Origin of the sequence: Paenibacillus sp. FSL H7-0357 (assembly GCF_000758525.1) — a bacterium.
Classification (GTDB): Bacteria; Bacillota; Bacilli; order Paenibacillales; family Paenibacillaceae; genus Paenibacillus_AQ.
Genome location: NZ_CP009241.1, coordinates 1,521,356 through 1,546,604, shown reverse-complemented (window position 1 = coordinate 1,546,604; position 25,249 = coordinate 1,521,356). Strand labels below are relative to the sequence as shown.

General features: G+C 50.3%; 25 protein-coding genes. 8 read left to right on the top strand and 17 right to left on the bottom strand.

Annotation, left to right across the window (positions count from 1 at the left end; translation table 11 throughout):
* Positions 1-117: 117 nt before the first annotated feature.
* From H70357_RS06900 to H70357_RS06885, 4 genes are all read right to left on the bottom strand, one after another.
* Entirely contained in the window at positions 118-1,074 is a 957-nt protein-coding gene (locus H70357_RS06900) for an ABC transporter permease (RefSeq protein WP_038587267.1), read from the bottom strand.
* A complete protein-coding gene (locus H70357_RS06895) occupies positions 1,075-2,148 on the bottom strand; it encodes an ABC transporter permease (protein WP_038587265.1) in 1,074 nt (357 codons plus the stop codon). It abuts the gene before it with no gap.
* Complete coding sequence (locus tag H70357_RS06890; RefSeq protein ID WP_038587263.1) at positions 2,141-3,679, bottom strand: ABC transporter ATP-binding protein; 1,539 nt, start codon at positions 3,677-3,679, stop codon at positions 2,141-2,143. Before H70357_RS06890 ends, H70357_RS06895 begins: the two co-directional genes overlap by 8 nt.
* Before the next feature lie 172 nt (positions 3,680-3,851).
* On the bottom strand, positions 3,852-4,853 hold the full coding sequence (locus H70357_RS06885) for a BMP family lipoprotein (protein WP_038587261.1): 1,002 nt from the start codon (positions 4,851-4,853) through the stop codon (positions 3,852-3,854).
* Between the two features lie 309 nt (positions 4,854-5,162).
* Here H70357_RS06885 and H70357_RS06880 point away from each other — a divergent pair, with 309 nt between their 5' ends.
* Positions 5,163-5,705: an acyl-CoA thioesterase gene (locus H70357_RS06880; protein WP_038587259.1), complete on the top strand. Its 543-nt coding sequence runs from the start codon at positions 5,163-5,165 to the stop codon at positions 5,703-5,705.
* 117 nt (positions 5,706-5,822) lie between these two features.
* Here the strand turns inward: H70357_RS06880 and rplT are convergent, their stop codons facing one another.
* From rplT to H70357_RS06860, 4 genes are all read right to left on the bottom strand, one after another.
* Positions 5,823-6,182 carry a 50S ribosomal protein L20 gene (gene rplT, locus H70357_RS06875; protein WP_038587257.1) on the bottom strand — a complete coding sequence of 120 codons (360 nt, stop codon included), beginning with the start codon at positions 6,180-6,182 and terminating at the stop codon, positions 5,823-5,825.
* 32 nt (positions 6,183-6,214) lie between these two features.
* Positions 6,215-6,415: a 50S ribosomal protein L35 gene (gene rpmI, locus H70357_RS06870; protein ID WP_036696104.1), complete on the bottom strand. Its 201-nt coding sequence runs from the start codon at positions 6,413-6,415 to the stop codon at positions 6,215-6,217.
* Between the two features lie 56 nt (positions 6,416-6,471).
* Positions 6,472-6,969: a translation initiation factor IF-3 gene (gene infC / locus H70357_RS06865; protein ID WP_038587254.1), complete on the bottom strand. Its 498-nt coding sequence runs from the start codon at positions 6,967-6,969 to the stop codon at positions 6,472-6,474.
* Positions 6,970-7,250: 281 nt separating this feature from the next.
* Positions 7,251-8,489, bottom strand: a complete 1,239-nt coding sequence (locus H70357_RS06860) for a glycosyltransferase family 2 protein (RefSeq protein ID WP_038587252.1) — start codon at positions 8,487-8,489, stop codon at positions 7,251-7,253.
* A gap of 415 nt (positions 8,490-8,904) precedes the next feature.
* Between H70357_RS06860 and H70357_RS06855 the strand changes: the two genes are divergently transcribed.
* Positions 8,905-9,432 carry a phosphatase PAP2 family protein gene (locus tag H70357_RS06855; protein ID WP_038587250.1) on the top strand — a complete coding sequence of 176 codons (528 nt, stop codon included), beginning with the start codon at positions 8,905-8,907 and terminating at the stop codon, positions 9,430-9,432.
* A 56-nt stretch (positions 9,433-9,488) separates the two neighbouring features.
* Positions 9,489-10,604, top strand: a complete 1,116-nt coding sequence (locus H70357_RS06850) for a UDP-N-acetylglucosamine--LPS N-acetylglucosamine transferase (protein ID WP_038598825.1) — start codon at positions 9,489-9,491, stop codon at positions 10,602-10,604.
* 111 nt (positions 10,605-10,715) lie between these two features.
* On the opposite strand, the gene trmB is transcribed toward H70357_RS06850, so the two are convergent.
* Together trmB and H70357_RS06840 are read right to left on the bottom strand one after the other, a co-directional pair.
* The gene (gene trmB, locus H70357_RS06845; protein WP_038587248.1) at positions 10,716-11,432 is read right to left on the bottom strand and encodes a tRNA (guanosine(46)-N7)-methyltransferase TrmB; all 717 of its coding nucleotides are present in this window, start codon (positions 11,430-11,432) and stop codon (positions 10,716-10,718) included.
* Positions 11,433-11,661: 229 nt separating this feature from the next.
* Positions 11,662-11,844, bottom strand: coding sequence for a hypothetical protein (locus tag H70357_RS06840; RefSeq protein ID WP_038587245.1), 183 nt, complete (start codon positions 11,842-11,844; stop codon positions 11,662-11,664).
* A 353-nt stretch (positions 11,845-12,197) separates the two neighbouring features.
* Between H70357_RS06840 and H70357_RS06835 the strand changes: the two genes are divergently transcribed.
* From H70357_RS06835 to H70357_RS06820, 4 genes are all read left to right on the top strand, one after another.
* Positions 12,198-13,151, top strand: a complete 954-nt coding sequence (locus H70357_RS06835; RefSeq protein WP_038587243.1) for a tRNA modification radical SAM protein MnmL/YtqA — start codon at positions 12,198-12,200, stop codon at positions 13,149-13,151.
* The gene (locus tag H70357_RS06830) at positions 13,151-13,756 is read left to right on the top strand and encodes a tRNA 5-(aminomethyl)-2-thiouridylate-methyltransferase MnmM (RefSeq protein ID WP_038587242.1); all 606 of its coding nucleotides are present in this window, start codon (positions 13,151-13,153) and stop codon (positions 13,754-13,756) included. The genes H70357_RS06835 and H70357_RS06830 overlap by 1 nt, the downstream gene beginning before the upstream one ends.
* 105 nt (positions 13,757-13,861) lie before the next feature.
* On the top strand, positions 13,862-14,830 hold the full coding sequence (locus H70357_RS06825) for a type I phosphomannose isomerase catalytic subunit (RefSeq protein ID WP_038587240.1): 969 nt from the start codon (positions 13,862-13,864) through the stop codon (positions 14,828-14,830).
* Positions 14,831-15,119: 289 nt separating this feature from the next.
* Positions 15,120-16,079: a serine aminopeptidase domain-containing protein gene (locus tag H70357_RS06820; RefSeq protein WP_038587238.1), complete on the top strand. Its 960-nt coding sequence runs from the start codon at positions 15,120-15,122 to the stop codon at positions 16,077-16,079.
* Between the two features lie 160 nt (positions 16,080-16,239).
* On the opposite strand, the gene H70357_RS06815 is transcribed toward H70357_RS06820, so the two are convergent.
* From H70357_RS06815 to recQ, 3 genes are read right to left on the bottom strand one after another with little or no spacing between them, the layout of a single operon-like run.
* Positions 16,240-16,788, bottom strand: coding sequence for a GNAT family N-acetyltransferase (locus tag H70357_RS06815; protein ID WP_063848022.1), 549 nt, complete (start codon positions 16,786-16,788; stop codon positions 16,240-16,242).
* Between the two features lie 19 nt (positions 16,789-16,807).
* Positions 16,808-18,709: a B12-binding domain-containing radical SAM protein gene (locus H70357_RS06810; RefSeq protein WP_038587236.1), complete on the bottom strand. Its 1,902-nt coding sequence runs from the start codon at positions 18,707-18,709 to the stop codon at positions 16,808-16,810.
* Between the two features lie 15 nt (positions 18,710-18,724).
* Complete coding sequence (gene recQ, locus H70357_RS06805) at positions 18,725-20,560, bottom strand: DNA helicase RecQ (RefSeq protein WP_038587234.1); 1,836 nt, start codon at positions 20,558-20,560, stop codon at positions 18,725-18,727.
* 315 nt (positions 20,561-20,875) lie between these two features.
* Here recQ and H70357_RS06800 point away from each other — a divergent pair, with 315 nt between their 5' ends.
* Positions 20,876-21,901 (top strand): RluA family pseudouridine synthase, encoded by a 1,026-nt coding sequence (locus H70357_RS06800; protein WP_081965708.1) that lies wholly within the window; start codon positions 20,876-20,878, stop codon positions 21,899-21,901.
* Between the two features lie 104 nt (positions 21,902-22,005).
* Here H70357_RS06800 and H70357_RS06795 read toward each other — a convergent pair whose 3' ends face one another.
* Genes H70357_RS06795 through H70357_RS06780 form a run of 4 tightly spaced genes read right to left on the bottom strand, consistent with a single transcriptional unit; the run spans position 22,006 to position 25,002 of the window.
* The gene (locus tag H70357_RS06795) at positions 22,006-22,878 is read right to left on the bottom strand and encodes a cysteine ABC transporter substrate-binding protein (RefSeq protein ID WP_038587232.1); all 873 of its coding nucleotides are present in this window, start codon (positions 22,876-22,878) and stop codon (positions 22,006-22,008) included.
* Positions 22,879-22,909: 31 nt separating this feature from the next.
* Positions 22,910-23,656 carry an amino acid ABC transporter ATP-binding protein gene (locus H70357_RS06790; RefSeq protein WP_038587230.1) on the bottom strand — a complete coding sequence of 249 codons (747 nt, stop codon included), beginning with the start codon at positions 23,654-23,656 and terminating at the stop codon, positions 22,910-22,912.
* A 22-nt stretch (positions 23,657-23,678) separates the two neighbouring features.
* Entirely contained in the window at positions 23,679-24,356 is a 678-nt protein-coding gene (locus H70357_RS06785; RefSeq protein WP_038587228.1) for an amino acid ABC transporter permease, read from the bottom strand.
* Positions 24,337-25,002 (bottom strand): amino acid ABC transporter permease, encoded by a 666-nt coding sequence (locus H70357_RS06780; RefSeq protein WP_038587225.1) that lies wholly within the window; start codon positions 25,000-25,002, stop codon positions 24,337-24,339. Before H70357_RS06780 ends, H70357_RS06785 begins: the two co-directional genes overlap by 20 nt.
* Positions 25,003-25,249 lie beyond the last annotated feature (247 nt).

The following is a 25,249-nucleotide window of genomic DNA, read 5'->3' as shown; positions in this document are numbered from 1 at the left end:
CAGCGAGATTTATAGCGTGAAGCATATAAATTCTTATATTCGCACAAAAAAACGCATTTTCAGCAACAGCCGGAAATGCGTTTTTGAATAATACTGCTATTCAAATCAACTGCGGGTCTAACGTTTGCTGGGATCGTATGGCTCACCGAGCGCTTTTGGCGCCGAAGAGCGGCCGACAGCACTTACCAGTACTATAATCGTCAATACATAAGGAATCATAAAGATAAATTCCTGAGGGATACTATTGGACCATTCAAACAACTGCACATAGTTGCGGATAGCCTGGGAGAATCCGAAGAATACTGCGGCTGCAAATGCACCAAGCGGATTCCATTTGCCGAAGATCATCGCTGCAATGGCGATAAAACCTTGACCGGAGATCGTATTGTGCCCAAAGGTACCTGTAGTCGTCAGCGTAATTGTCGCTCCGCCGATACCGGCCAGCAGGCCACTCAGCATAACTCCGATATATCTCATCCGCTTTACATTGACACCCAGCGTATCTGCAGCACTCGGATGTTCGCCAACTGCGCGCAAGCGAAGGCCAAACGGAGTCTTAAACAGCACAAAGTAAATGACAATAACCAGCACAATCGCCAAATAGGTTGTTGGATAGGAATTAAAAATCCCTTCGCCAATAACCGGAATCTTCGAAAGACCTGGCACCGGTATTTTTTTGAAGCCATCCAGCAGCGGTGTTTCACCAGCGCCGTCAAAAAGCAGCTTAACTATATAAAGCGTGCTGCCGGCAGCAAGGAAGTTAATTACCGTACCGCTGATCGTCTGATCGGCTTTAAAGGTAATTGCGGCCACCGCATGAATCAATGAGCCAATCACACCCACAGCCATAGCGCAAATCACACCAACCCACGGAGCCCATGCCCCCATTCCGGCATCCTGGGCATAATATCCGCCCACGGCTGCCGCAAAGGCACCAAACATCATCAAACCTTCAAGACCGATATTAACTACCCCGGAGCGTTCAGAGAAGATGCCGCCCAGCGCGGCAAAAATGAGCGCTGTGGAGAATACAAGCGTTGTATTGAGCAGTTGTCCTAACGTCTGCAGATCCATCTATAACACCTTCTCTTTCTTGCGCTTGAAGTAAAACGGTTTAAGCACCCAGCGGACAATTCCTTGTGCCGCAATAAAGAATATAATTGAACCGATTACGATACGGATCAGGTCCGGTGGAACATCTGCTCCAAAGCTCATGCCTGCCGAACCATACGTCAGTATTCCATATAGGATAGCGGCCAGTACGACTCCAAGCGGATGAGTCAGTCCAAGAAGCGCGACGGCGATGCCGTCAAATCCATAACCCGGCGAGGCTGCGAAGACAGATTGATAGTGGAATACGCCCAGCACCTCACCTGCTCCCGCCAGCCCGGCGAAGGCGCCACTGATGAACATCGCCTTCACTACATTGCGTCCAACATTCATCCCGGCATATTCTGCGGCATGCGGATTGAGTCCAACCGCACGCATTTCATATCCCTGTTTGGTCTTCCATAAGTACACGTAGAAGAACAGCGCTGCAGCAAGCGCAATAACTGTACCCCAGTGCAGACGGGCGTTATCAAACAGAGAATTCAAGAAGTTCATGGAAAGCGAAGCGGGAATATCCTCCGAACGGTTTTGCTTTGGAAGGAGCAAAAATGTTTTGACAATGTAATTTGCCAGATAGAGCGCGATCCAGTTCAGCATAATGGTAGTGATAACTTCATTAATGCCGCGTTTCGCCTTAAGGAATCCGGCTATTCCGGCCCACAGACCGCCGCAGAGCCCTGCAGCGATAACAGCAAGCGGGACCAGCAAGAATGGCGGCAGGCCAGCCAGCTTAATACCGATCACTGAAGCGGCGGTCATACCGATAAGCACTTGACCATCCGCACCAATGTTAAACATTCCTGAGCGGAAGGCAAATGCTACGGCAAGCCCGGTAAACATCAGCGGCGTCATTTCACGTATTGCCTCACCGAAATCATAAGCACTGCCAAATACACGCTGGAACAGGGATGAATAAGCGAGGATAGGGTCATATCCGCCGACCAGCATCACGACAGCTCCTACCAGGAAACCCATTATTATTGCAACAATCGGCACAATATAGCTGTCTGTCGCAAATATTTTTTTCAGTCTATGCACCCGCTTTCCCCCCCCGCTTCAAGCTGCCCGCCATCATCAGACCCAGTTCCTGGTCATTCGTATCCTGCGGCAATACTTCGCCGACGATTTGCCCTTCATAGATAACGGCTATTCTGTCGGAAACATTCATAATCTCATCCAGCTCGAAAGAAATCAGCAGCACAGCTTTGCCCTGATCACGTTGGGCAATCAGTTGCTTCTGAACGAACTCAATCGCTCCGACATCAAGACCACGTGTCGGCTGAGCCGCAATCAGGAGTGTCGGATTTTTGTCTATTTCCCGCGCAATAATCGCTTTTTGCTGATTACCGCCTGACAAAGAGCGGGCTTTGTTCTCAATGGAAGGCGTACGCACATCAAACTGTTTGACCAAATCTTCGGCATGCTGATTGATTACGTCTTTCTTCAGGAAGCCAGACTGGTTATACGGACTCTTGTAGTACGTTTCCAATACCATATTTTCACTTACACTGAAATCGAGCACAAGCCCGTGTTTATGACGGTCTTCCGGAATATGGGATACATTCATTTCCGAGATTTTGCGTGGAGACAGGTTGGAAATTTCTTTGCCGGATACGGTAATAGAACCGGAATCAATTTTGCGGAGTCCCGTGATGGCCTGGATCAGCTCACTTTGTCCGTTGCCGTCAACGCCTGCAATCCCAAGGATTTCACCGGCCTTCACTTCAAAGCTGAGGCCATTCAGCACAGATACGCCTTCCTTGCTCTTGCTGCTGACATTGGATAGCTTAAGGACGCTGGATCCCACATGCGGAGCCTGCTTGTCCACTTTGAATGTCACGCCGCGTCCGACCATTTTTTCGGCCAGCTCATTCGGATTCGTCCCGGCAGTCTTAACGGTATCAATCACCTTACCACGACGGATGATTGTAACCCGATCGGAAATCTGCATGATTTCTTTAAGCTTATGTGTAATTAGAATAATGGATTTGCCCTCTGCAACGAGCCGCTTCATGATCGCCATAAGCTCAGTAATCTCCTGCGGCGTCAATACAGCGGTAGGCTCGTCGAATATAAGTATATCCGCTCCGCGATACAGGGTTTTCATAATCTCTACCCGCTGCTGCATGCCGACCGAAATGTCATGAATTTTGGCATTCGGATTGACCTGCAAGCCATATTGCTCCGATAGTTTGCGAACCTGCTCAGAAGCGGATTTATAGTCGATTTTAAGTCCTTTTTTCGGTTCCATGCCCAGAACAATGTTCTCGGTGACCGTAAAAGGCTCTACAAGCTTGAAATGTTGGTGGACCATACCAATGCCAAGCTCAATAGCTTTATTAGGGCTATCGATAATAACCGGTTTCCCGTCGATTTCGATGCTGCCTTCATCGGGCTGGTATAGTCCGAATACGATATTCATCAAGGTGGACTTGCCTGCACCGTTCTCACCGAGCAGCGCATGGATCTCCCCTTTTTCCAGCGTCAGACTTATAGAGTCGTTCGCTACAATACCGGGAAAGCGTTTTGTAATTTGCTTCAACTCTACGACAGGAGCCGCAGCACTCATGGAATCACCCTCATCACAGAATATATAATAGACATACAGACACGGCTGTACCGCCCCTTGCGAGGCGGCACTGCTGTGTTCACGTATAACTTTTAACAGGGAACAAGGCCAGCTTTAGAACCGGCCTTGTTCCTTATTACGTTATTGTAAAGCTTTAAGAATGACTCAACGCTTACTCGGATGGAACAGTAATCTTGCCATCGATGATTTGTTTTTTGAAATCCTCAACTTTAGCCAGAATTTCTTCGGATACGTTGGCTTTTGATGTTTCAGGAAGGCCCACGCCGTTGTCTTTCAGACCCAGTACGGTTGTAGTGCCGCCTTTGAATGTTCCGTCAACTACTTGTTGGGAAACCTTCTTAACTGCTTCGTCAACACGTTTGATCATGGAAGTCAAAGTTACATCGTCGCCAAATTCTATGGATTGGTCTTTGTCTACACCGATTACCCATACTTTATCGCCGCCTGCATCATTGCGGGATTTAGCTTCATTGAACACGCCGTTGCCAGTTGCGCCGGCAGCAGGGAAGATGATGTCGTTACCGGCATCGTACAGGGTAGCAGCCAGGGATTTACCTGTATCAGGCTTGTCATAAGCGCCTGCATAAGTATTCGTTACTGTTGCTTCAGGATTAACTGCTTCTACGCCAGCCGTGAAGCCAACTTCAAAACGTTTGATAACCGGGCTGTCCATACCGCCTATAAAGGCCACTTTGTTAGTTTTAGTTGTCAAACCGGCAACAACACCCACCAGGAAGGAACCTTCATTCTCAGAGAAAGTAACGGACTCAACATTTGGAGCGTCTACAACGCTATCGATGATTGCCAGTTTGGCATCCGGATTGGCTTTAGCTACTTCCAGCAAAGCGTCTCCAAGGTCAAAGCCGATCCCCCAAGTCAGATCGTAGCCGCCTTTTACGAATTGGTTAAGGTTTGGCACATAGTCTGCGTTGGCTTTACTTTGCAGATATTTAATTTCCACACCGGATTCTTTATTAAGAGCTTCCAGGGCTTCCCAGGCAGATTGGTTAAACGATTTATCGTTTACCCCGCCTACGTCTGTAACCAGCCCTACCTTAACGTCGGATGCGCCGTCTTTTTTGTTACCGCAACCTGCCAAAATGACACTGGTTGCCATCAACATAACGAGCGACAATTTGAAAACCTTTTTCATCGAATGTGATCCCCCTTAAGAAATTGGATGTCTTCTGTGTTTTGCTTGGACATACCATTAGATCAAATTATAACTGTAAAAAAACCTAAAATCCAGTCTATAAATGACCTCAGGTCAATAATAATTTGCATTTTTCACCAAGAAAACGCTTACCCTGACACAAAGTGTTATATTTATGTCTATTTGATGTTAGGAAAGCTCGAAATAGTTAAACATATTCCTAAAACCTTATAAATATTATTGCACACAAATGTATTTTCTATTATCATGATTGTTTATATCTTGCATGAAAAGGGAGTACTGAAAAATATGGATGAACAAAACACCCCACAAGTCGCGCCCGCCTTTAAATACAGCCGTGAATCCCGCGTGTTCAAAACCGGCCGCGTCTTCCCGAATGATGTCAACAACCACAAAACCCTGTTTGGCGGCAAGCTGATGAGCACCATTGATGAAGTTGCCTCTATCTCGGCTATGCGCCATTGCCGCACGAATGTGGTAACCGCCTCTGCTGACTCCGTTGACTTTCTTCTGCCAATCAGACCTACGGACTCCGTGTGCTTCGAATCCTTCGTCTCCTGGACAGGACGCACAAGTATCGAGGTGTTTGTGAAGATTATCTCGGAGAACTTATACACAGGCGAGCGTGTTGTCGCCGCTACGTCATTCCTGACCTTTGTAGCGGTGCACGAGGATGGCACACCTGCTCCAGTTCCGGCTATTATCCCCGAGACCGATGAAGAGAAGCTGATCAGCGAATCTGCCAATGAACGTTCAGAGCTGCGCAAACTAAGACGGACAAACAGCAAAAAGCTGGCTTCACAATTGAGCACCACCAAGTACTGGGAATAAAATTTCAGCTGCAAGCCCCCTCCCTTACAGAATCTGGCCGGCAGGGGGCTTCTCTGAATGTCACCGCGCAAAAAAAGCACCACCCGCAGGTGGTGCTTTTCGGTTTATTTATCCCTCTTACGCGTTAATCTTCTCTTTGGCTACAACAGCCAGGGAGTTGAATGCGTTAAGATCGTTTACTGCCAGGTCAGCCAGCATTTTACGGTTCACTTCTACGCCAGCCAATTTAAGGCCGAATACAAGCTTGCTGTAGGACAGGCCGTTCAAACGAGCTGCTGCGTTAATACGAACGATCCACAGTCTGCGGAAGTTACGTTTAGTTTGACGACGGTCACGGTATGCGTAAACCATCGATTTCATTACTTGCTCGTTAGCTGTTTTGAAAATGCGGTGCTTGGAACCGAAATAACCCTTTGCCAATTTCAACACTTTTTTATGTCTACGACGAACTACAAATCCGCCTTTAACTCTTGCCATATTAATAAACCTCCCAAAAATGTGTGATAAAACTATTTCAAGTTAGCGAGTCCTTGTTTCAAACGTCTTACATCCCCAGGGGCCATTACTGGATTGCCGTTCAATACGCGTTTAGCGCGTTTCGATTTGTGGGACAGCAAGTGGTTCTTGTGAGCTTTGTAACGCAGTACTTTACCAGTTCCGGTAATTTTGAAGCGGCCTTTCAGGCTGCTATGTGTTTTCATTTTAGGCATGGTGTTTCCTCCTTGAATATTATGCGGCGCCAAATTGCTGTGCAAGTGACTCCAAATTATTGGGCTTTAGGAGCCAGAATCATAATCATGCTGCGGCCTTCCAGCTTAGGCTGGCGCTCAACAACAGAGATATCTTCCACTTCGGTCTTAACACGTTCCAGGATTTTCTGGCCGATGCTAGCGTGGGTAATCTCACGTCCGCGGAAACGAACGGAGCACTTCACTTTATCGCCTTCGCCCAGGAACTTAATCACATTGCGGAACTTGGTTTGGTAATCATGTTCCTCAATGTTGGCACGGAACCATACTTCTTTAAGATCCACGATCTTCTGGTTCTTGCGTGCTTCCTTCTCTTTCTTCTGTGTTTCATAACGGAACTTGCCGTAATCCATGATGCGGCATACCGGCGGTTTCGCCTGCGGTGCTACGTTGACTAAATCAAGATTAAGATCAATCGCCATTTGCAACGCTTCGCGGATCGGCTTAATTCCGATTTGCTCGCCTTCCGCTCCAACCAACCGAACCTCTTTGGCCCGAATTTCATCATTGATCATATGTTCCTTACTGATAATACTCCACCTCCGGATCTACTTTACAATTATTTTATTTACGGTTCTCCATAAAAAAGGGATGCCGGTAACTCCCCGACACCCCGTTTGATCAACGTTCATGAATTATAACCATTCATAAAGCATTGAGATCAAAACCAGCTGGCGTATTTGCCAGTCAGGTGAGAAGCCGGTGCTTCTGCTTGCAATCCCTATGTTTTGCATACTTGAATACTATACAATACTCCGCAAGGAGTGTCAACATGTTCTTTTGTGAAAATCCGGGCTTATCCTTGCTTGCTCTGAACTTCCTCAAGCCTCACGACACGCGTGTGCTTGGTATGGCTCCATTGCTTGTTGTTCTGCGTGAAGAAGGCATAGAACGTAATTGGATACCAGGAAAGCAGATACACCGGAAAGACCAGCAGGTAAAGATACACTTTTTTGAACTTGACCTTCTCCAGCGCCATGGCCAGCAGGAAGGTGATAATATTGGCGCCGACTGCAAAGAAGCTGAGCCACAACGGCAAATAACCATAAATATTGGCAATATGCGGACCATTAAGCAGCGAAGTATCTACCCACATTACAGCAGTCATCAGGAACGTCAGCAGCACGATGTAGACATTCACCCCATACAGCGCGAGATCCAGCTTCGTCAGGCTGCGTTCTTTAATGGCTTGCCACAGCAAAGGGAAGAAGTAGCGGCGGGCCACTGTAAAGTGTCCCTGCATCCAGCGCAGCCGCTGTCTGGAGGATGCTTTGAACGTGAGCGGCTTCTCATCAAATACCTTGGCGTCATAGTTGAATTTTGGAAATACGCCTTTGGATGCGCTGCGCATCGTAAACTCCAAATCCTCGACAAGGCTTGTTGCTCCCCAGCCCATCTCTTTAAGCAGATTGGTTTCGAAGCACATGCCGGTTCCGCCCAGGAAGTTGGCCATGTTCAAATTATGGCGCGACAGCTGCCACAAACGGTTGATGTACCAGTAAGATACACCGTATGCAGCAGTAATCCATGAATCCTCCGGATTCTTTGTATCAATATAGCCTTGAATTACGCGCCCGCCTGCGCAGAGATCATTATTCATCTCTGTGAGGAATTCGGTATGTGCAAGGTTGTCGGCGTCGAACATGACAACTGCATCATACTGTCTCGGCATCGCCCATAGTTCCTTGAGCATCCATTCGATTGCGTAACCCTTGCCCCGAAGGTTGGTATTGGTGCGGACACAGGCATTCATTCCGTGCTCGCGCACAATTCTTGCGGTGCCGTCTGTACAATTGTCGCAGATGACAAATACATCGTACAACTCTTGGGGATAATTAAGCTGTTTCAAATTCTCCATCAATGCGCCGACGACTTCTTCCTCGTTGTGCGCGGCAACCAATACAGCAAATGATTTTTCCGGCCCGAACTGTACCTTATTCTTTTTCTTGCGCAGTCCAAACAACGATAATGTGAACTGATAGACTGCGATTGCCGCCAAGATCACTTGGAGCGTAACAAACAATGCGTCTGTCATGATCTTTTGATGCCCCCTTTTTCACTCTTGGTGTGCTTTTTTCTTTTTTTCTCTCTCTGTCTTATTAAACGTTCTTTCTGACCCTTTTGTTGCATTCCTTACAGTAGACCAAGAGTTTCCCCTTTTTTGTGGAGTAGGCTTCAATTTATATCTATCCCGTTTATAAAGATGTTATAGAGATACCAAATGGCGGACTCCTCAATTCTCTGTAACCTTATAAACATGTTTAGCCTACTTGAATCATTGTAAGGTGTAAGGGGTTGTTAAGTCAAAACTGGCATTTTCCGACCTTAACCGAGCTTTTTCTTGAAATGGACTGCTTTAAAAACGTATGATAAAGACAGCTTTCAGGTCTTGGATCGAGTGGCTGCTGCTGCGTTTATTATCCTCAGCCGGACTATCGGAGGGACAAAGTATGAAACATTTATTCATGAAACTACATCTCTGGGAACGGCAAGTTTTCAAGTGGATCAACGGACGATTGCACAACCCTTTTTTGAACTTTTGGCTTTTCTATCTTACCCACCTGGGCGGAGCAACAAGCGCCATCGGTATCAATGTGCTGATCTGGGCGCTCTCACCCCAGCCTTTGAGAACAACGGGACTCCAGGCTCTCACGGCTCTGGCTGTCAGCCACCTGCCCGTCGCTGTTGCTAAAAAGTTATACCCGCGCATGCGTCCTTATCTGGCGCTGCCGGGAACGAATACGTTTCACAATCCGCTTAAAGATCATTCTTTTCCATCAGGTCATACTACAGCTATCTTCGCCTCAACGGTACCTTATATGGCGGCTTACCCTGCCTTGACCGTTTTCCTGCTGCCGCTGGCCGCTATTGTCGGTTTCTCCCGCATTTATTTGGGACTGCATTACCCTTCTGACGTTCTTGCAGGAGCAGTTATCGGCACTGGCGTTGCGGCAGGCACCGTTGTTTTATGGATCTGAAGCCTGCATCACAAGTCATATCGGCGAAATCCATCCGGGAACAGGTGAATCCAACATTGCGCAAAAAAAGAGTTTTATTGCTGTCGGAAGGTTTTGGCGCAGGACATACGCAGGCAGCTTACGCGCTGTCGAGCAGCCTGCGCAAGTTATCGCCCCAAGTGCAAACGAAGGTGCTGGAGCTAGGAAATTTCCTGAATCCAAAGCTGGCGCCTCTTGTTGTGTCGGCATACCGCAAAACAGTGACGACCCAGCCCCGCTTGATGGGGTACGTGTACCGTCACCAGAAATCATTTAATCGTCTTACCACGCTTGCCTTGCACCGCTTATTTTATACACATACGCAAAATATTGTGAAGCAGCTGAAGCCCGATATTATCGTCTGCACCCACTTTATTCCCAGCGCTGTGGTGTCCCGCCTGAAACGGCTGGATCCGGCCTTCAAAGCGCCGCTCGTTACGGTGATCACGGATTATGATGCCCATGCCACCTGGATCAGCCCTGAGGTAGACCGGTATCTGGTGTCCACTCCGGAGGTCAAAGCCAAGCTGCGCCGGCGAAACGTATCCGCCGCCAAAATCCAGGTTACCGGCATGCCGGTTCACCCCAACTTCTGGGAGCATCCCGGAAGAGCGGAAATTCTGGAGCAATTCGGCCTGCAGGACTTGCCGACGGTTATGGTTATGGGCGGGGGCTGGGGCATGATGAACGATGAGGTCGTGAACGAAGCGCTGGCGAGCTGGCGGGAGAAAGTCCAGATTGTCTTTTGTCTCGGCACGAATGATAAACTGCTGAGCGAGATGAACGAGGACCACCGGTACATTCATCCCAATATCTCCCTGATCGGGTTTACCCGCGAGATTGACAAGCTGATGGAGGTATCCGATCTGCTCGTTACCAAGCCAGGAGGAATGACCTGCAGCGAAGGGCTGGCCAAGGGTATCCCCATGCTCTTCCATCACCCCCTGCCAGGTCAGGAAGAGGAGAACTGCCGCTACTTCACGGCTGCAGGTCTTGGAGAACCGATTTCATCGCTGGATGTAGTCGACAAACGGATGGAGCGGCTGCTCTACAACTATGAGGACGTGCAGGCCAAACGAAAAACCCATCTGGAAGAGATCGCCAGGTTTCATCCGCTGCAAAGCGCCCAAAGCATTATTGATATGCTCGAATAACGCCCACAAGAACAAGGGGACATATAAAAATGGCAGTCCGGGAATTTCTCCTTGGACTGCCATTTTTATATACTTCTGCTTTGGTGGAGACATAAATCGGCATTAACTGTTCTACAGCCGGTATTTATCCAGCCGGGCGGCCTGATACCGCTCCAGCGCCTCTGCCCCGACAATCGCTTCGCAGCGCTGGATATTAACGCCACGGCCGTAAAATTTGGTCTCATATTCCGTCATGACATGCTCCTCATTAATGACACCGTCCGCATGCAGGTCAAGAGAGATATTCTTCATTTGCAGCCCATAGTCGGCAAACGCATTAAGGGAGAACTCAAACAGGCTCCGGGAATCCGTCTTCAGATGAATTTCCCCCAACGGACTGAGTAACCCGCGGTATTTGTCAAGAAAACGCGGATGCGTCAGGCGGCGGCGGGCATGCTTGCTCTTCGGCCAGGGATCGCTGAAGTTCAGATAGATACGTTCCAGCTCTCCTGGAGCAAACACTTCCTCCGCGTAGTTAATATTGGCGAGTGCCACTCTAAGGTTAGGCGGCGTCTCATGTCCTGCCGGCTCCCACACCAAACGGGCTTTCTCAGCCGCGCGGCGGATCAATTCATCGTACATATCAACGCCGATAAAATTAATATCGGGATATTTGAAGCTCATTTGACTAATGAACTGTCCTTTGCCCATTCCGAATTCCACATGAATCGGATGATCGTTGCCGAACAATTCAGACCACCGCCCCTTGAGGCTGCGTGGATCGAGGATTACCAGATCGGTCTGTTCCTCCAGGCTTTCACGTATTCCTTTTCTTCCGCGTAAACGCATAGGTATTCCTCCGCTTATTCACTTATTACAATAACTATCACTTGCAATATTGTGCCGAACTTATCTGCAAAAGTAAAGGGATTTCAGTGAAGAGATGCTGATTCCGTCATTTTCTACATATATTTGCCAAAAGGAAAAGGGAATTCTCCGACGGGGGCAAAAAAACCGCCGGAGAATTCCCTTTATGTTGTATTTGGAATTGGGGTCCACTAGTTCAACAGTTCATAGTCTACCTTGCCGGTGTATTAAAATCAAATTTCTTCTCGAACGCATTTCTGATCTTGCGCTGCGCTTCTGTCTTAATCTTATGGTTGCCATTAAACTCCACGCCCGTAAGCGCAAGCGCTTCATCAGGAGTCAATTGCACATCAATGGAGCCTTTGCCTTCGGCATATGATGTTTGAGAATTCATCGTGATCACCTCTTGGGTTTTATTATGGATCGGACGACACGAAATTATGAATTCAATAAATGAAAATTATGCTTGCTGTATCAGGTTTTTTACAATTTAAATATAACATAATGTGTAAGCATTAACAAGTGAAAACCCTTTATTTTTAGCCTTTTTTTCACAGATTCCGCAGGCGCCAATGTTACGCTGGGTGCTGTTTTTTGATACAATGGATAGGTTAAAATAAAATGGCTCTACGTTGCCTTTCCGGAACACCGTCATTTTAGCGACAATATAAGGATAACTTCGGGGGGGAAGCAGTCATTCAGCCCTAAAAATAAACGTTCTTATATTTAAGAGAGGAGCTGCACCTGTTGAGTCTTCTAGAGACCTCTTCTCCACTGCTGTGGGGAGATAAACGATTTCATACCTGGAACTACGAAATGCGCGAACAGATGGATACCAAGGTATTCAAAGTAATGCTCGACGCCGGTTTTACCTGCCCTAACCGTGACGGCTCTATCGCCAAAGGAGGCTGCACCTTCTGCAGCGCCAGAGGATCAGGCGATTTCGCCGGAAGCCGCCGCGATGATCTGGTTACCCAGTTCAACAATGTGCGCGACAGACAGCATCTGAAATGGCCGAATGCAAAGTATATCGGTTATTTCCAGGCCTACACCAATACGTACGCTCCGGTCGAGGAGCTGAGAGAATATTATGAAGTGATTCTGCAGCAGCCGGGTGTGGTCGGACTTGCCATCGCCACACGTCCGGATTGCCTGCCGGATGATGTCGTCGAATATCTCGCCGAGCTGAACCAGCGTACGTACCTGTGGGTGGAGATGGGTCTGCAGACCATTCATGATTCCACTTCCGAACTGATCAACCGCGCCCATGATACCAAGTGTTATGTCGAGGCTGTCGAGAAGCTGCGCCGTCACGGCATCCGCGTCTGTACCCATATTATCCACGGGCTTCCGCAGGAAACTCATGAAATGATGCTGGAAACTGTTTCGGCTGTTGCCCGCATGGGTGTTCAGGGCATCAAAATCCATCTGCTGCATCTCATGCGCAAAACGCCGATGGTCAAGCAATATGAGGCCGGCCTCCTGCGGTTTTTGGAGCAGGACGAATATGTCAAGCTGATCGCCGACTCGCTGGAAATCCTGCCGCCGGAGATGATTGTTCATCGTCTGACCGGGGATGCCCCGCGCGATCTGCTGATCGGGCCTATGTGGAGCCTTAAGAAATGGGAAGTGCTGAACGCAATTGATGATGAGCTGGTTGCACGCGACACCTGGCAGGGTAAGTACTGGAGGAAGAGCTAATGGGCTTTATGTCCGTCCTTAGCTTTGCTCATAAATTAACCGCCGAACGCCTATTGTCCGGCGGCAGAGCCATTGACGCCACCGTGGGCACCGGTGCCGATACGCTGTTCCTCGCCAAGGCGGCCGGGCCGCGAGGCGGGGTGTACGGCTTCGACATTCAGCCTGCGGCGCTGAAGCTTGCGGAAGAGCGCCTGCGGCTGGCCCGGGAGGAAGCGCCGTCAGCGCTTTCTCCCGTGACGCTGCTGGAGCGCAGCCATGCAGCGATGGCGGATGCCGTTCCGCCGGAGTGGCGCGGAACGGTGTCGGCGGTGATGTTCAACCTCGGCTACCTGCCTTCCGGCGATGCCGACAAGACCATCATCACCGAGCCGGAGAGCACGCTGGCCGCCTTGGAGGCCGCGCTCTCGCTGGTGCGCCCGGGCGGCATCGTCACGGCGGTGCTCTACCCGGGCCATGACGGCGGAGACCGCGAAGCCTCCGCCGTAGAGTCATGGGCGGCAGGGCTTGCCCAGCAGGAGGCGCAGAGCATTGTGTACCGCCAGCTGCAGCGGTCTTCTGCTCCCTACGTAGTAGCCGTAGAGAAGAAAAAAGGAACTGAAGCCTAAATAGCAATGAGTAAAATCGGGCATTTTGGCATTCAGCTCACAAAATTGACACGCTGTAAGTAACAGAAGCAAGTAAATATTACAATTTGGAAGGAAGATGTTGTGATGACAAAACCATATCCTTTAAAATTTCAGCCGGAGTTTAAAGAACGCGTCTGGGGCGGCCGCGCACTGGAGAAATTCGGGCTCGAACTGCCGGAGGGCCATATTGGCGAAGGCTGGATGATCGCCGATCACCCGAACGGCACCTCTTCCGTCGTAAACGGCGAACTCGCCGGACAGGGGCTCGATCAAATCCGTGAGCAGTTTGGACAGGAATGGTTCGGCAGCAAAGGCATCAGCGAAGAAGGCGGAAGATTCCCCCTGCTGATCAAGCTGCTGGACTGCAATGATAACCTTTCCGTGCAAGTGCATCCTACAGATGACTATGAAGGATTGCCGAAGGGTGAACTGGGCAAGACAGAAATGTGGTACGTGCTGGACGCCAAGCCGGGTGCCAAGATCATTTACGGCCTGAAAGAAAATGTCACCAGGGAAACACTGCGTGATGCACTGGAGAATGGAACCGTTATGGACAGTCTTCAGGAGATTACCGTCTCTGCCGGGGATTCCTTCTATATTCCTGCGGGCACCGTTCACGCTCTCTGCGCAGGAGTCGTTGTTGCCGAAATCCAGCAAAACTCTGACACTACATACCGGATTTATGATTATGACCGTCCGGGACTGGACGGCAAGCCGCGTGAGCTTCATATTGAGGATTCATTGAATGTAACCGCCTATGAAGGTGCGGGGGCCACCTCGATGAAGACAGACGGCGCCGTTCCCGGGGAATGGCTGCAAATCGCCTCCTCTCCTTATTTCATCGTTGAAAAAGGCCTCGTAAACGGACAATGGGAGCTTGCCACGACTCCGGACAGCTTCACCATTCTCGTCATCTGCGAAGGCAGCGGACACCTGACGTGGGAGGGCGGTTCCCAGCCTTATGCCGCAGGAGAATGTTATCTGCTTCCGGCAACCCTTGGCTCTTACGGAATCGAAGGCCACTCTACCGTGCTACGTTCTTATTTGCCCTAAAATTCATACTTATAAGGCAACTAGAGGTTAAGCCTAAGCCAGAAGTCGAGAACTAAGATCAGCCGTGGGTTCCGCTTTCATCTGTTCCATTAGACTAAGACACCCGCAGCAGGGAATCAGTGTAAAGCGGGGTTTTCTCTCGTTACTCTTTCCGATAAAGAGCTGTATCAGCGATTCCTACAATACTCAGATGTATCACTCACATAACAAGCTAATGCTTCAGAGCGGAGTGGGTACGGCGTATGATCAAGGAAGCAGATGTTTTACAAACTTTTAGGAGGGCAGGATAATGCAGGAAAACAGCTTTACAATGACCGATCCCCTCGGCGTGAATATTCATGTGTACGAATGGCTGCCGGAGCCAGAAGCTCCGGTCAGGGGCATCGTGCAAATTGCACATGGCATGTGTGAGACGGCTGCACGTTATACCCGCTTCGCATTAGCGCTCACCGGGGCCGGATATGCAGTTTATGCCAATGATCACCGTGGGCACGGCAAAACTGCCGGGAAGGTCAACCTGCTTGGCGATACCGGGGAGAACGGATTCTACTGGATGCGGCGCGATATGCTCCAGCTTGCCGGGATTGCCTCTTCCCGGCATGAAGGTCTGCCGATCTTCCTGCTCGCCCACAGCATGAGCTCCTTCCTGGCACAGAAGCTGATGTGTGAGCATGGCAATGAAATATACACCGGCTTTATTCTCAGCGGCACCAATGGTCCGCGCAATATGCTGAGAGCCGGGGAAACACTGGCCGGGATGCAGTTCAGACTGCAGGGAGCCCTTCATCGCAGCGTAATGCTGAACGGCCTCGTATTCGGCCCTTACAACCGTTCCTTCTCTCCGGTAAGAACGGCTTTTGACTGGCTGAGCAGTGACACGCAGGAGGTGGACCGTTACATCGCCGATCCTTTCTGCGGTGCGATCTGCACCACCCGCTTCTTCCGGGATTTCTTCCGGCTGCTGCGCGAAATCCAGTCCCGCGAAACACTGCTGACATTATGCAAGAATAAGCCAGTGTATCTGTTCTCCGGGGCCAAGGACCCTGTGGGCATGCAGGGACAAGGTGTGCTGCGATTGGCCAGCATCTACAAGGAGCAAGGATTAGGCGATGTGGAGTACAGGCTGTATCCGGAAGGCAGACATGAAATGCTGAACGAAGTGAATCATAACGAGGTCACAGCCGACGTGTTAGACTGGCTGGTCCGGCACCTCCCTGCCGAGTCTCTGCTTCAATCGAATGCAATATAAAAGCGAACAAAAACAGGCATTCCAGAAATAATGGAATGCCTGTTTTTTTGAACAAACTTTTAGTCAAGCCGTCGAAAGTCCAGCATATAAACAAACAGAATAATGTAACTGACACTCCGTTGAGAACGTTGCAAACAGCGGACTGCGGGTCATGCTCTGATTAGCCGCTCCCGCAGCCGTCCCCGTTGTTCATGCCCCCGCCAGAACCTGCGCTGAATTCCTCAAGCGAATACTGCAGAATCATCTGCGATCCTTTTGCACCGCTCCTGCGCAGACCGTAATCCCGAAAACCAGCACGCAGATAGAGATTTCCTGCCGGGAGATTGCGCTCATTCACAGCCAGCACCACCTCACGGACTGCCGGAAAATGAATACGGACAAAACCCGGCAGCAAAGCCATTGCAGCCTTGGCAAACCCTTGTCCCTGGCTGGCATAGTCAACAAGGAACGCACGCAGCAGCAACGCTTCAGACCAATGGTTGTAGAAGTCGGCGATACCCGCTCCGGTATGCAGGATGAAGAATCCCACCGGCTTTTCTCCAGCAACAATAACAACCGGAACCTTCCCCTCGTCCTGCAAGGCACCATCTATAGTCTCCTCAGGCAAGCCAGTGAATTCCGCCTGCTCCGCAGGAAGCTGAAACGCCAGCAGCTCTTCCCGCAGCTTCTCTTCATACAAAGTCAATCTGACCGGTGGTTGATTGCTCATAGCCGGAAGAATCCTCCTTCTACAAAGGCAGTGTATAATACTGTGCCCGCTGGCTGTCGTCCTGCTGGTACAGCACAATCAGCAGCGTGTTTCCTCCCACTCCTGCCTCAGCTTCGGCCACAGCCGTGGCCCTGTCATTTACCGCTACGGCCGCCGCTGCTGCGTTCGCTTCACCGATATTGCCAGACACACCACTCATCTCCACATTCGGTTCTGTATTCGCTTCTGCATCAGCCAATCCTTCATCGGCCCGCAGGCCGCTGATCGAATCCAGTACCGTCTCCAAACGGAAAGGCAGCACTTCCAGCATCATGAACTTCTGCAGTTCACGTTCACTGTATCCGGCCTCCGCCAGCTGCGGGGATATCAATCCCGGATGAGCAGCGATATCCTTCATATGTTTGGACCAATCCGCTTTATCCAGCAAGACATCCCACCAGATTTTGCGCGGCTTATATTTGTGCCCCAGGAAATAATCAAGCTTCATCAGCCCGGTAATGATATTCATGGCATCTGTCCCGCGATCTGTAAGGAAGGCATGCAGACGGGTGAACAAATCCTCCAGCTGGTGGCCGATCTTCTGCCAGCCCCGATCTTCCCAGTAATCCCCGAATTCCTGAAAGAAATCAAACGGCGACTGGAACACATGGCGGATCAGGTATTTTACAGTATGGTCGAGCCGATGGCTGTTCCAGTATTTCTCCAGCACATCCTCCAGCCGTTTGAGCCGGATAATATCGGAGAACGGCATCACATGGCTGCTGAGAATCTCATACGGGGCATGTTCCATATAGGTATAGTCATATTTGGCTGCCTGGGCACGCAGACCGGTGCCGCGCAGCATTTTCAGGAACCCAAGCTGCAGCTCCTCCGGCTCCATGGCAAATACATCGTTGAAGGTTTTACGGAAAGTGGAATAATCCTCCATGGGCAGTCCGGCAATTAAATCGAGATGCTGATCGATATTGCCGCTGGCCTTAATCTTCATCACCGTACGCGATAGCTTCGTGAAATTCTGGCGGCGTTTGACCAGCTCGTTGGTCTCGTCATTGGTTGACTGCACGCCAATCTCGAATCTAAAGACGCCGGGAGGAGCGTTCTGGGCCAGAAAATCCAGGACCTCGGGCCGCATGATGTCCGCGGTAATCTCGAACTGGAACACGCAGCCCTGGTGGTTATCAATCAGAAACTGGAACATCTCCATGGCATAGCTGCGGTTGATATTAAAGGTACGGTCAAGAAACTTGATAACCTTGGCTCCGTTCTCGATCAGATACAGCAAATCGGATTTGACCCGTTCGATATCATAATAGCGTACGCCTACCTCAATGCTGGACAAGCAGAATTGACAGTTGAAGGGACAGCCCCTGCTGGTCTCAAAATAAACGATCCGCTTGCTGAGATCCGGCAGATCATCCGGAAACCGGTGCGGTGTCGGCAGTGTATTCAGATCCGTCTTCGGACGCGGCGGATTGACAATCAGCTCTTCGCCCTTACGGTAAGCCGCACCGTATACAAAATGGAACTTGCGCTCATCCCGCAATTCCTGCAGCAGATGGTGGAAGGTCTCTTCCCCATCGCCGTTTACAACAAAATCAATCCCGGCTTCCCGCTTCATCCAGTACAGCGGCTCGTAAGACACCTCCGGCCCGCCTAGCACGATAGTGACCTCCGGCATCACCTGTTTGAGTATGCCAATCAGCTTGACGGTCTCCTCGATGTTCCATATATAACAGGAAAAGCCGATAACATCGGGCTTCTTCTGGAATAGGTCTGACACGATATTCATCACGGGATCTTTGATAGTGTATTCCGCCAGAAGGATATCTTCGAATTCATGCTCGCTGTACGCCTTCAGAAGACGGATGGCAAGCGAGGTGTGGATATACTTGGCGTTTAATGTGGCCAGGACGATTCTCATGCCTCATAACCTTCTTTACATTTCATTTTGAAAAAACTCCAGAAACGGCTTGCCGTATTTCCGGTACTTCACTTCCCCGACACCCTTCACCCTCAGCATCTCCGCTTCGGTCTGCGGGCAAACCACACTCATCTCACGCAGGGTCGCATCATTAAAAATGATATAGGACGGGACATGCTCGCGTCCCGCCAGCTCGCGGCGGATCAGGCGCAGCTGCTCGAAGACCGTCTCATTGACGGCCGACGGCGAAAGATCCCGCGACCGGCTGCGGTCCCGCCCGCCGGAGGCTCCGCCGGTGCGTGAAGGACGGGCCACACGCTGCTGCACCTCACGCTGGCCGCGCAGTACCTCGGCAGCCAGCGGCTGCAGCCGCACCACAGGATATTGGCCTTCTGTCAGGGCCAGATATCCCTCCGAGATCAGCACATTGATGCTCTCGGTAATCTCTTTCTCCGTACGGCTCGACATCGCGCCATGAGTCGGCAGCTGCTCGAAGCCGTATTGCAGCACCTTCTGGTTGCGTGAGCCCTTGAGCACCGAAGCAACCAGCGCCACACCGTAACGTTCACGCATGCGGTGGATGCAGGAGAAAATCTTCTGCGCATCCACTGTCATGTCTACCAGTTCCCGTTCATCCGTACAGGAGCTGCAGATGCCGCAGGGCTTGTCCCCGTGATCTTCACCGAAATAATTCAGCTGTGCACTGCGCAGGCAGCGGGTGGTGTAGCAGTAATCGATCATCTGCTGCAGCTTGCGGTATTCATTCGCCTTTCGCTCCGGGTCCTGCGGATTCTGTTCAATCAGAAATTTCTGCGTCATAATGTCCTGCGCGCTGAAGAGCAGGATACACTCACTCGGCTCACCATCCCGTCCGGCACGTCCGGCTTCCTGAACATAAGCTTCCATATTCTTCGGCATATTGTAATGGATAACATAACGTACGTTGGACTTGTCGATCCCCATCCCGAAGGCATTGGTGGCGACCATCACACGGATGTCGTCATACAGGAAACCTTCCTGGCTCTCTGCCCGTTCCTGGTCATTCATTCCGGCATGATAGCGTCCGGCAGCGATTCCCGACGCCTGCAGTCTTTGATAGAGATCATCAACCTCTTTGCGGGTAGCCGCATATACAATACCCGGCTGATGAGAATGAGTAGCGGTATAATCCAGAACGAATTCGCGTTTGTTCTCCCCGCGCAGCACAGACATCGCCAGATTATCCCGTCCAAGCCCGGTCATGAAGACGCCCGGCTGGCGCAGACGCAGCAGCCGGACCATATCCTCCATGACCTCCGGGGTAGCAGTCGCGGTAAATGCGGCAAGAATCGGCCGCTGCGGCAGTTCCTCTACAAAAGGGGATACCGCGAGGTAGCTTGTACGGAAATCATGGCCCCACTGGGATACACAGTGCGCTTCATCCACAGCCACGCATGAGATGGATAACCCGGCCATCTCTAACCGGAACCAGTCCAGCTCCAGCCGCTCGGGTGCAACATAAAGCAGCTTCAGCTCGCCGCGGCGCGCAGCCCGGATGCGCTCATTCACTTCCTTGCCGCTTAAGGTGCTGTTGATATAGGCAGCAGGTATCCCCGCAGTGGTCAGTGCATCCACCTGATCCTTCATCAGCGAGATCAGAGGCGAGATGACCAGCGTCAGCCCCGGCTGCAGCAGCGCCGGAACCTGATAGCAGATCGATTTTCCGCCTCCGGTTGGCATGATGCCCAGCGTATCATGACCCTCCAGCAAGCTCTCGACAATCTTTTTCTGGCCCTCCCGGAAGTCGGGATAGCCGTAATATTTTTGCAGTTCAGCCTGCGCCTGTTCCATAGTAGGTGCTTGCATCTTCATATCTCTCAAAACTCCTTAGAACTTTCTCTCTTTAGTTTACCGGGCAAAAGACTAATGAGCAACAACCGGAGTGGTAAAACCGGAGGTTCATATTCAAATCATTACATAAAAATCACCGTTCAAAGCAACACTTGATAGATATCCGCAATTTTCCTTTCCAGAAAAATTGGCCTTTGTGCTGGCTGGATCTATGGAGCCCTCTCTATCCTCATTATTGTCGGGCTGATTAGTGTTATGTAGGGACCCCTCCATAGTATTTCTTCACGGCCCATGGTATATTGAGGAATACAATATTAGAGGACGGAGAATGCAGGCATGAACACCAGACGAAATCCCAAAGAGGCAAGCAAACGGGGCGGCAAGCCCGGAGGCCCCTCCCAATCACAGCCAAAATCAGGGGCAAGAAACCATAAATCAGGCGCTAAGCCTGGCATCACTGCCAAAGCGAAGGGACAGGCTGCCGTCAAAAGCTATTCCATAACTGAGCCCGCAGAGCTGCTGCCTTTTTTGCTTAGCGTAATCACAAACAAGGGACGGAACTCCGTCAAGTCACTGCTCTCCCGCGGACAGGTCTCCGTAAACGGCAAACCGATAACCCGGCACAATTTCCAGCTGCATCCGGGTCAGACTGTAACCATAGACCAAGAGAAGCAAGTACAGGCCAAAGAGATGACCCTGCTGACCATCGTTCATGAGGACGATGATCTGATTATTATCCAGAAGGATGCAGGACTGCTGTCCATCGCCACCGGGGAAGACAATGAATTAACGGCATACCGCCAGCTGATGGAGCATGTCCGCCTCACCAATCCGCGCAACCGTATTTATGTCGTTCACCGGCTGGACCGTGATACTTCAGGCGTGATGATGTTTGCCAAGAGTGAAGCCATTCAGCAGAAGCTGCAAAATACGTGGAAGGAAACTGTAAAGGAACGTTCCTACGTGGCACTCGTGGAAGGGGCCGTCAAAAAGGCCGAAGGGACTATCAGCTCCTGGCTGAAGGAAACTTCGACCCTCAAAATGTATTCCAGTCCCCATGAAGGCGACGGGCTTCATGCCATAACTCATTACAAGCTTATTCAAGCCAACCGCCATTTCTCTCTGCTGGAGGTACAACTGGAAACCGGACGCAAAAATCAAATCCGTGTGCATATGGCTGACATCGGCCACCCTATCGCCGGTGACAAAAAATACGGCGCAGAGACTAAGGCCGTAGGCCGCCTTGGCCTTCATGCCCGCGTGCTTTCCTTCGTTCATCCGACTTCAGGAGAACTGCTGACCTTTGAAAGCGCCATTCCCAAGACGTTCCTGAAATACACAGCCCCTGCGCCAACCAACTGATTCCTGATCACACCAAGCACCTGTATTTCAGACCCGTTATCGTTATTTCGGTGGCCCCGCATGGATGCAAAAAGACACCCTCCCGGGTGTCTTTCTCTGTGCTACTAGATCTTTCCGCCTTCAACGACCAAATCATCGGTGTAGCCTTCCCCATATACTTCATTTAATGTTTCTTTATACGCCTGATGAATAAACTGCTCTTTCCCCAGCGTCTCAAGTTCGGTGTTGATCCAGTTCAGCAATTCCGTATTGCCCTTGGCAACTGCCGGTGCTATCGTATCCTGGCCGCCAAAAGCCGGGATGCTTACGGTAAAGCCGGGGTTGGATTTAGCCCACGCGATCAGTTCCGTATTATCATTGGCAATAGCTGCGCCGCGTCCGTCTTTAAGTGCCGCAAAAATCTCTGTGTACTGGTCGAATTTAAGCAGCTCGATTTCCGGATGTTCTTTTGTGAAGTAGGTTTCGGCAGTTGTACCTTTGGCTACGATCAGCTTTTGGCCCTTTTCTTTCAGCTGGTCAATGGAAGTGATCGGCGCGCTGTCAGGAGAAACGATCCCAAAGGACAACTTCATGTAAGGAGCGGCAAAATCCACTTTTTCTTTGCGTTCATCGGTTACTGTGAAGTTAGCCATAATGATATCAACCTTATTGGATTCCAGATAGGCCACACGGCTGGCTGCATCCACAAGCACAAACTCTGCCTTGGATTCATCCCCCAGCAAATCCTTGGCAAATCTTTTGGCGATATAAACGTCGAACCCCTGGTTTTTGCCTTCGGAGTCCACATAACCAAACGGCGGCTTGTCGGCGAACACACCGATCCGGATCTTGTCGTTTTTCTTAAGCTCTTCAATAGAAGCAAACTTTGAAGAAGCGGCCCCTTCCTTGTTGTTCCCCGAATTGCCGCATGCGGTCAAACCCAGCAAAAGCATTCCAGCTGCCATAACCGATACTGCAAATTTCAAACTCTTTTTCATCCCTCTTCATCCCCAATTTCTATATAGTTTGTTAATACTGAAATATATCCAGAAAGTGCTGGGCACGCTCTGTCGCCGGTTTGGTGAAAAATTGCTGCGGAGCCGCAGTTTCGCAAATTTTACCTTGGTCCATAAATATGACCCGGTCTCCAACAGACTTGGCAAAACCCATTTCATGGGTCACAATGATCATGGTCATTCCCTGCTGGGCCAGACCCAGAATGACATCCAGCACTTCCCGCACCATCTCGGGATCAAGAGAGGCCGTCACTTCATCGAACAGCATAATTTCCGGATTCATGCATAACGCTCTGACAATCGCGATTCTCTGCTTCTGCCCCCCGGACAATTGACGGGGATACGCATCCTTGCGGTCCAGCAGTCCAACCCTGCTAAGCAGCTCTTCTGCCTGCTTCAGCGCTTCCTTGCCGTCTCTCTTCTGTACCTTAAGCGGGCCGAGCAGAATGTTGTCTATAACCGTCATGTGGGGAAACAGCTCATAATTTTGAAAAACCATGCCGATATGCTGCCTTACTTCACGCCAATCTACAGCGTTCCCGGCAAGATTCTGCCCCCGGTACCGAATTTCTCCCCCCTGAATCGGCTCCAGGCCGTTTAGACATCGCAGGAAGGTACTCTTCCCGCAGCCCGACGGGCCCAGAATAACTGTAACTTCCCCCTTCGCCACCTGCAGCTCTATATTATTCAGAACCTTCCGGTCTCCAAAGCTTTTCTCCAGCCCTTTTACCTCCAGCAAAATCTCTCTGGAATCTGCCATCGCCCTTCTTCCTTCCTGAATGCTAATTTTGCCATCTGCGCTCTATTCTCTTGGAAATCCTGGACAACGGAAAACATACGGCGAAATAAAGAATGAATATAAAGCCGTAGACCCAAAAGGAAGCATTCGGCGCCTTGATCACGCCAAGCTCAATAATCTGCTGTCCGATCTTCACCACCTCGATCACTCCGATCAGCACAACAAGCGAGGTAGTTTTTACCATGCGTGTGGCCAGATTGATCGAACCCGGCACCATTCTGCGGACCGCTTGCGGAATCAGAATATACCGGTACAGCTGCCCTTTGCTGAGGCCCAGCGCTTTGCCGGATTCGTCCTGATGTTTTGGCATCGATTCCAATGCCCCGCGTACGATATCTCCGATTTCGGCTGCTCCCCATAAACTAAATACCAGGATAGAGGTAGCCTCTCCGCTGATATCGATATCGAGCAGGGGAGTAAAACTAAAATGTACCACGTAGAGCCAGACCAGAATCGGAATGATTCTGAAGGCCTCCAGATAGAGCCGCAGGACAAATCTTAGCGGTTTCGAATTCAGGGTTCTCAAGAGCCCCATCACAATGCCAAGCACCATTGCAATTGCAATGGAAATGAACGAAATCTCTATCGTGACCAGCAGACCGCCCAGCAGCCGCTCAAAATTCGATCCTTCAAACAGCACCTCAATCCCCGAATTCTGCATATCTTACCTTCCTTTCCAGCCATGTCAGGACCAGCGACAGTGGAAGCACAAGGACAAGATAGGACAACACCAGAAGCGACAGGGATTCCGCTGTTTTGTAATGCATGCCGATCAGATCCTTCGCCACATTCATCAGGTCCATTAAAGCAATGGCGCCGACAATCGAGGTTTCCTTCAGCAAAAATATCACGTTGGCTCCCAGAGAAGGAATGCTGATTGCAAACGCCTGCGGAAAAATCACATACCTGGCGAGCTGAAATTTGGATAGCCCGATGCTGAGCCCGGATTCCAGCTGCGTTCGGCTTACCGCTTCAATTCCGCTGCGGAACGCCTCGGTCATATAGCTGCCGCCCAAAAAGGTCAGGCCGACAATGGCACAGGTCACTTCGCTCAGGCGAAGGCCTACCTTGGGCAAGCCATAATAGAGAAAGAACAGCTGGACCAGCAGAGGCGTATTTCTCGACAGCTCGACGTAGGCATGAATCACCATCCGGAGCCCCCGCACCTTGTAATACAAAATAATGCTGAACAGCAGTCCCAGAACAGTGGAGAACAGAATCGCCCAGAATGCCAGCTTCACTGTCAGCCACATCGCATCCCCGTAAAGCGGCAAGCTCTCCAGTATAAAATCCCAATCCAAATTCATAAGTGCACAACCCTCTGTCGTAAAATCAACCCATAATATACAACTATATAAATGTGTATAGTCGGCTATATAATCGGCCATGAGTATCAGCTGACACTCAAAGGACTGCAGCCCTTTCAATGGCTATTCTAGCTTATTGTAAATATTTAAAATTTAACCAAAAACCTCACATAATGTGGTAATCATCTTATTCTCATAATGCCTACTTGTCAACTGTGTTTTGTGAATTTTCACTCTCATTCCCCAC

Bases quoted from the DNA above. Each gene is read 5' to 3' on its own strand.
- H70357_RS06890 (WP_038587263.1), bottom strand. From the start codon at position 3,679: ATGAGTGCTGCGGCTCCTGTCGTAGAGTTGAAGCAAATTACAAAACGC.
- H70357_RS06840 (WP_038587245.1), bottom strand. From the start codon at position 11,844: ATGAATTCTCAAACATCATATGCCGAAGGCAAAGGCTCCATTGATGTG.
- trmB (WP_038587248.1), bottom strand. From the start codon at position 11,432: ATGCGTTTACGCGGAAGAAAAGGAATACGTGAAAGCCTGGAGGAACAG.
- H70357_RS06800 (WP_081965708.1), top strand. From the start codon at position 20,876: ATGAACACCAGACGAAATCCCAAAGAGGCAAGCAAACGGGGCGGCAAG.
- H70357_RS06810 (WP_038587236.1), bottom strand. From the start codon at position 18,709: ATGAGAATCGTCCTGGCCACATTAAACGCCAAGTATATCCACACCTCG.
- infC (WP_038587254.1), bottom strand. From the start codon at position 6,969: ATGATCAATGATGAAATTCGGGCCAAAGAGGTTCGGTTGGTTGGAGCG.
- recQ (WP_038587234.1), bottom strand. From the start codon at position 20,560: ATGAAGATGCAAGCACCTACTATGGAACAGGCGCAGGCTGAACTGCAA.
- H70357_RS06860 (WP_038587252.1), bottom strand. From the start codon at position 8,489: ATGACAGACGCATTGTTTGTTACGCTCCAAGTGATCTTGGCGGCAATC.
- H70357_RS06825 (WP_038587240.1), top strand. From the start codon at position 13,862: ATGACAAAACCATATCCTTTAAAATTTCAGCCGGAGTTTAAAGAACGC.
- H70357_RS06830 (WP_038587242.1), top strand. From the start codon at position 13,151: ATGGGCTTTATGTCCGTCCTTAGCTTTGCTCATAAATTAACCGCCGAA.
- H70357_RS06780 (WP_038587225.1), bottom strand. From the start codon at position 25,002: ATGAATTTGGATTGGGATTTTATACTGGAGAGCTTGCCGCTTTACGGG.
- H70357_RS06855 (WP_038587250.1), top strand. From the start codon at position 8,905: ATGAAACATTTATTCATGAAACTACATCTCTGGGAACGGCAAGTTTTC.
- H70357_RS06795 (WP_038587232.1), bottom strand. From the start codon at position 22,878: ATGAAAAAGAGTTTGAAATTTGCAGTATCGGTTATGGCAGCTGGAATG.
- rpmI (WP_036696104.1), bottom strand. From the start codon at position 6,415: ATGCCTAAAATGAAAACACATAGCAGCCTGAAAGGCCGCTTCAAAATT.
- H70357_RS06900 (WP_038587267.1), bottom strand. From the start codon at position 1,074: ATGGATCTGCAGACGTTAGGACAACTGCTCAATACAACGCTTGTATTC.
- H70357_RS06885 (WP_038587261.1), bottom strand. From the start codon at position 4,853: ATGAAAAAGGTTTTCAAATTGTCGCTCGTTATGTTGATGGCAACCAGT.
- H70357_RS06790 (WP_038587230.1), bottom strand. From the start codon at position 23,656: ATGGCAGATTCCAGAGAGATTTTGCTGGAGGTAAAAGGGCTGGAGAAA.
- H70357_RS06880 (WP_038587259.1), top strand. From the start codon at position 5,163: ATGGATGAACAAAACACCCCACAAGTCGCGCCCGCCTTTAAATACAGC.
- H70357_RS06820 (WP_038587238.1), top strand. From the start codon at position 15,120: ATGCAGGAAAACAGCTTTACAATGACCGATCCCCTCGGCGTGAATATT.
- H70357_RS06785 (WP_038587228.1), bottom strand. From the start codon at position 24,356: ATGCAGAATTCGGGGATTGAGGTGCTGTTTGAAGGATCGAATTTTGAG.
- H70357_RS06815 (WP_063848022.1), bottom strand. From the start codon at position 16,788: ATGAGCAATCAACCACCGGTCAGATTGACTTTGTATGAAGAGAAGCTG.
- rplT (WP_038587257.1), bottom strand. From the start codon at position 6,182: ATGGCAAGAGTTAAAGGCGGATTTGTAGTTCGTCGTAGACATAAAAAA.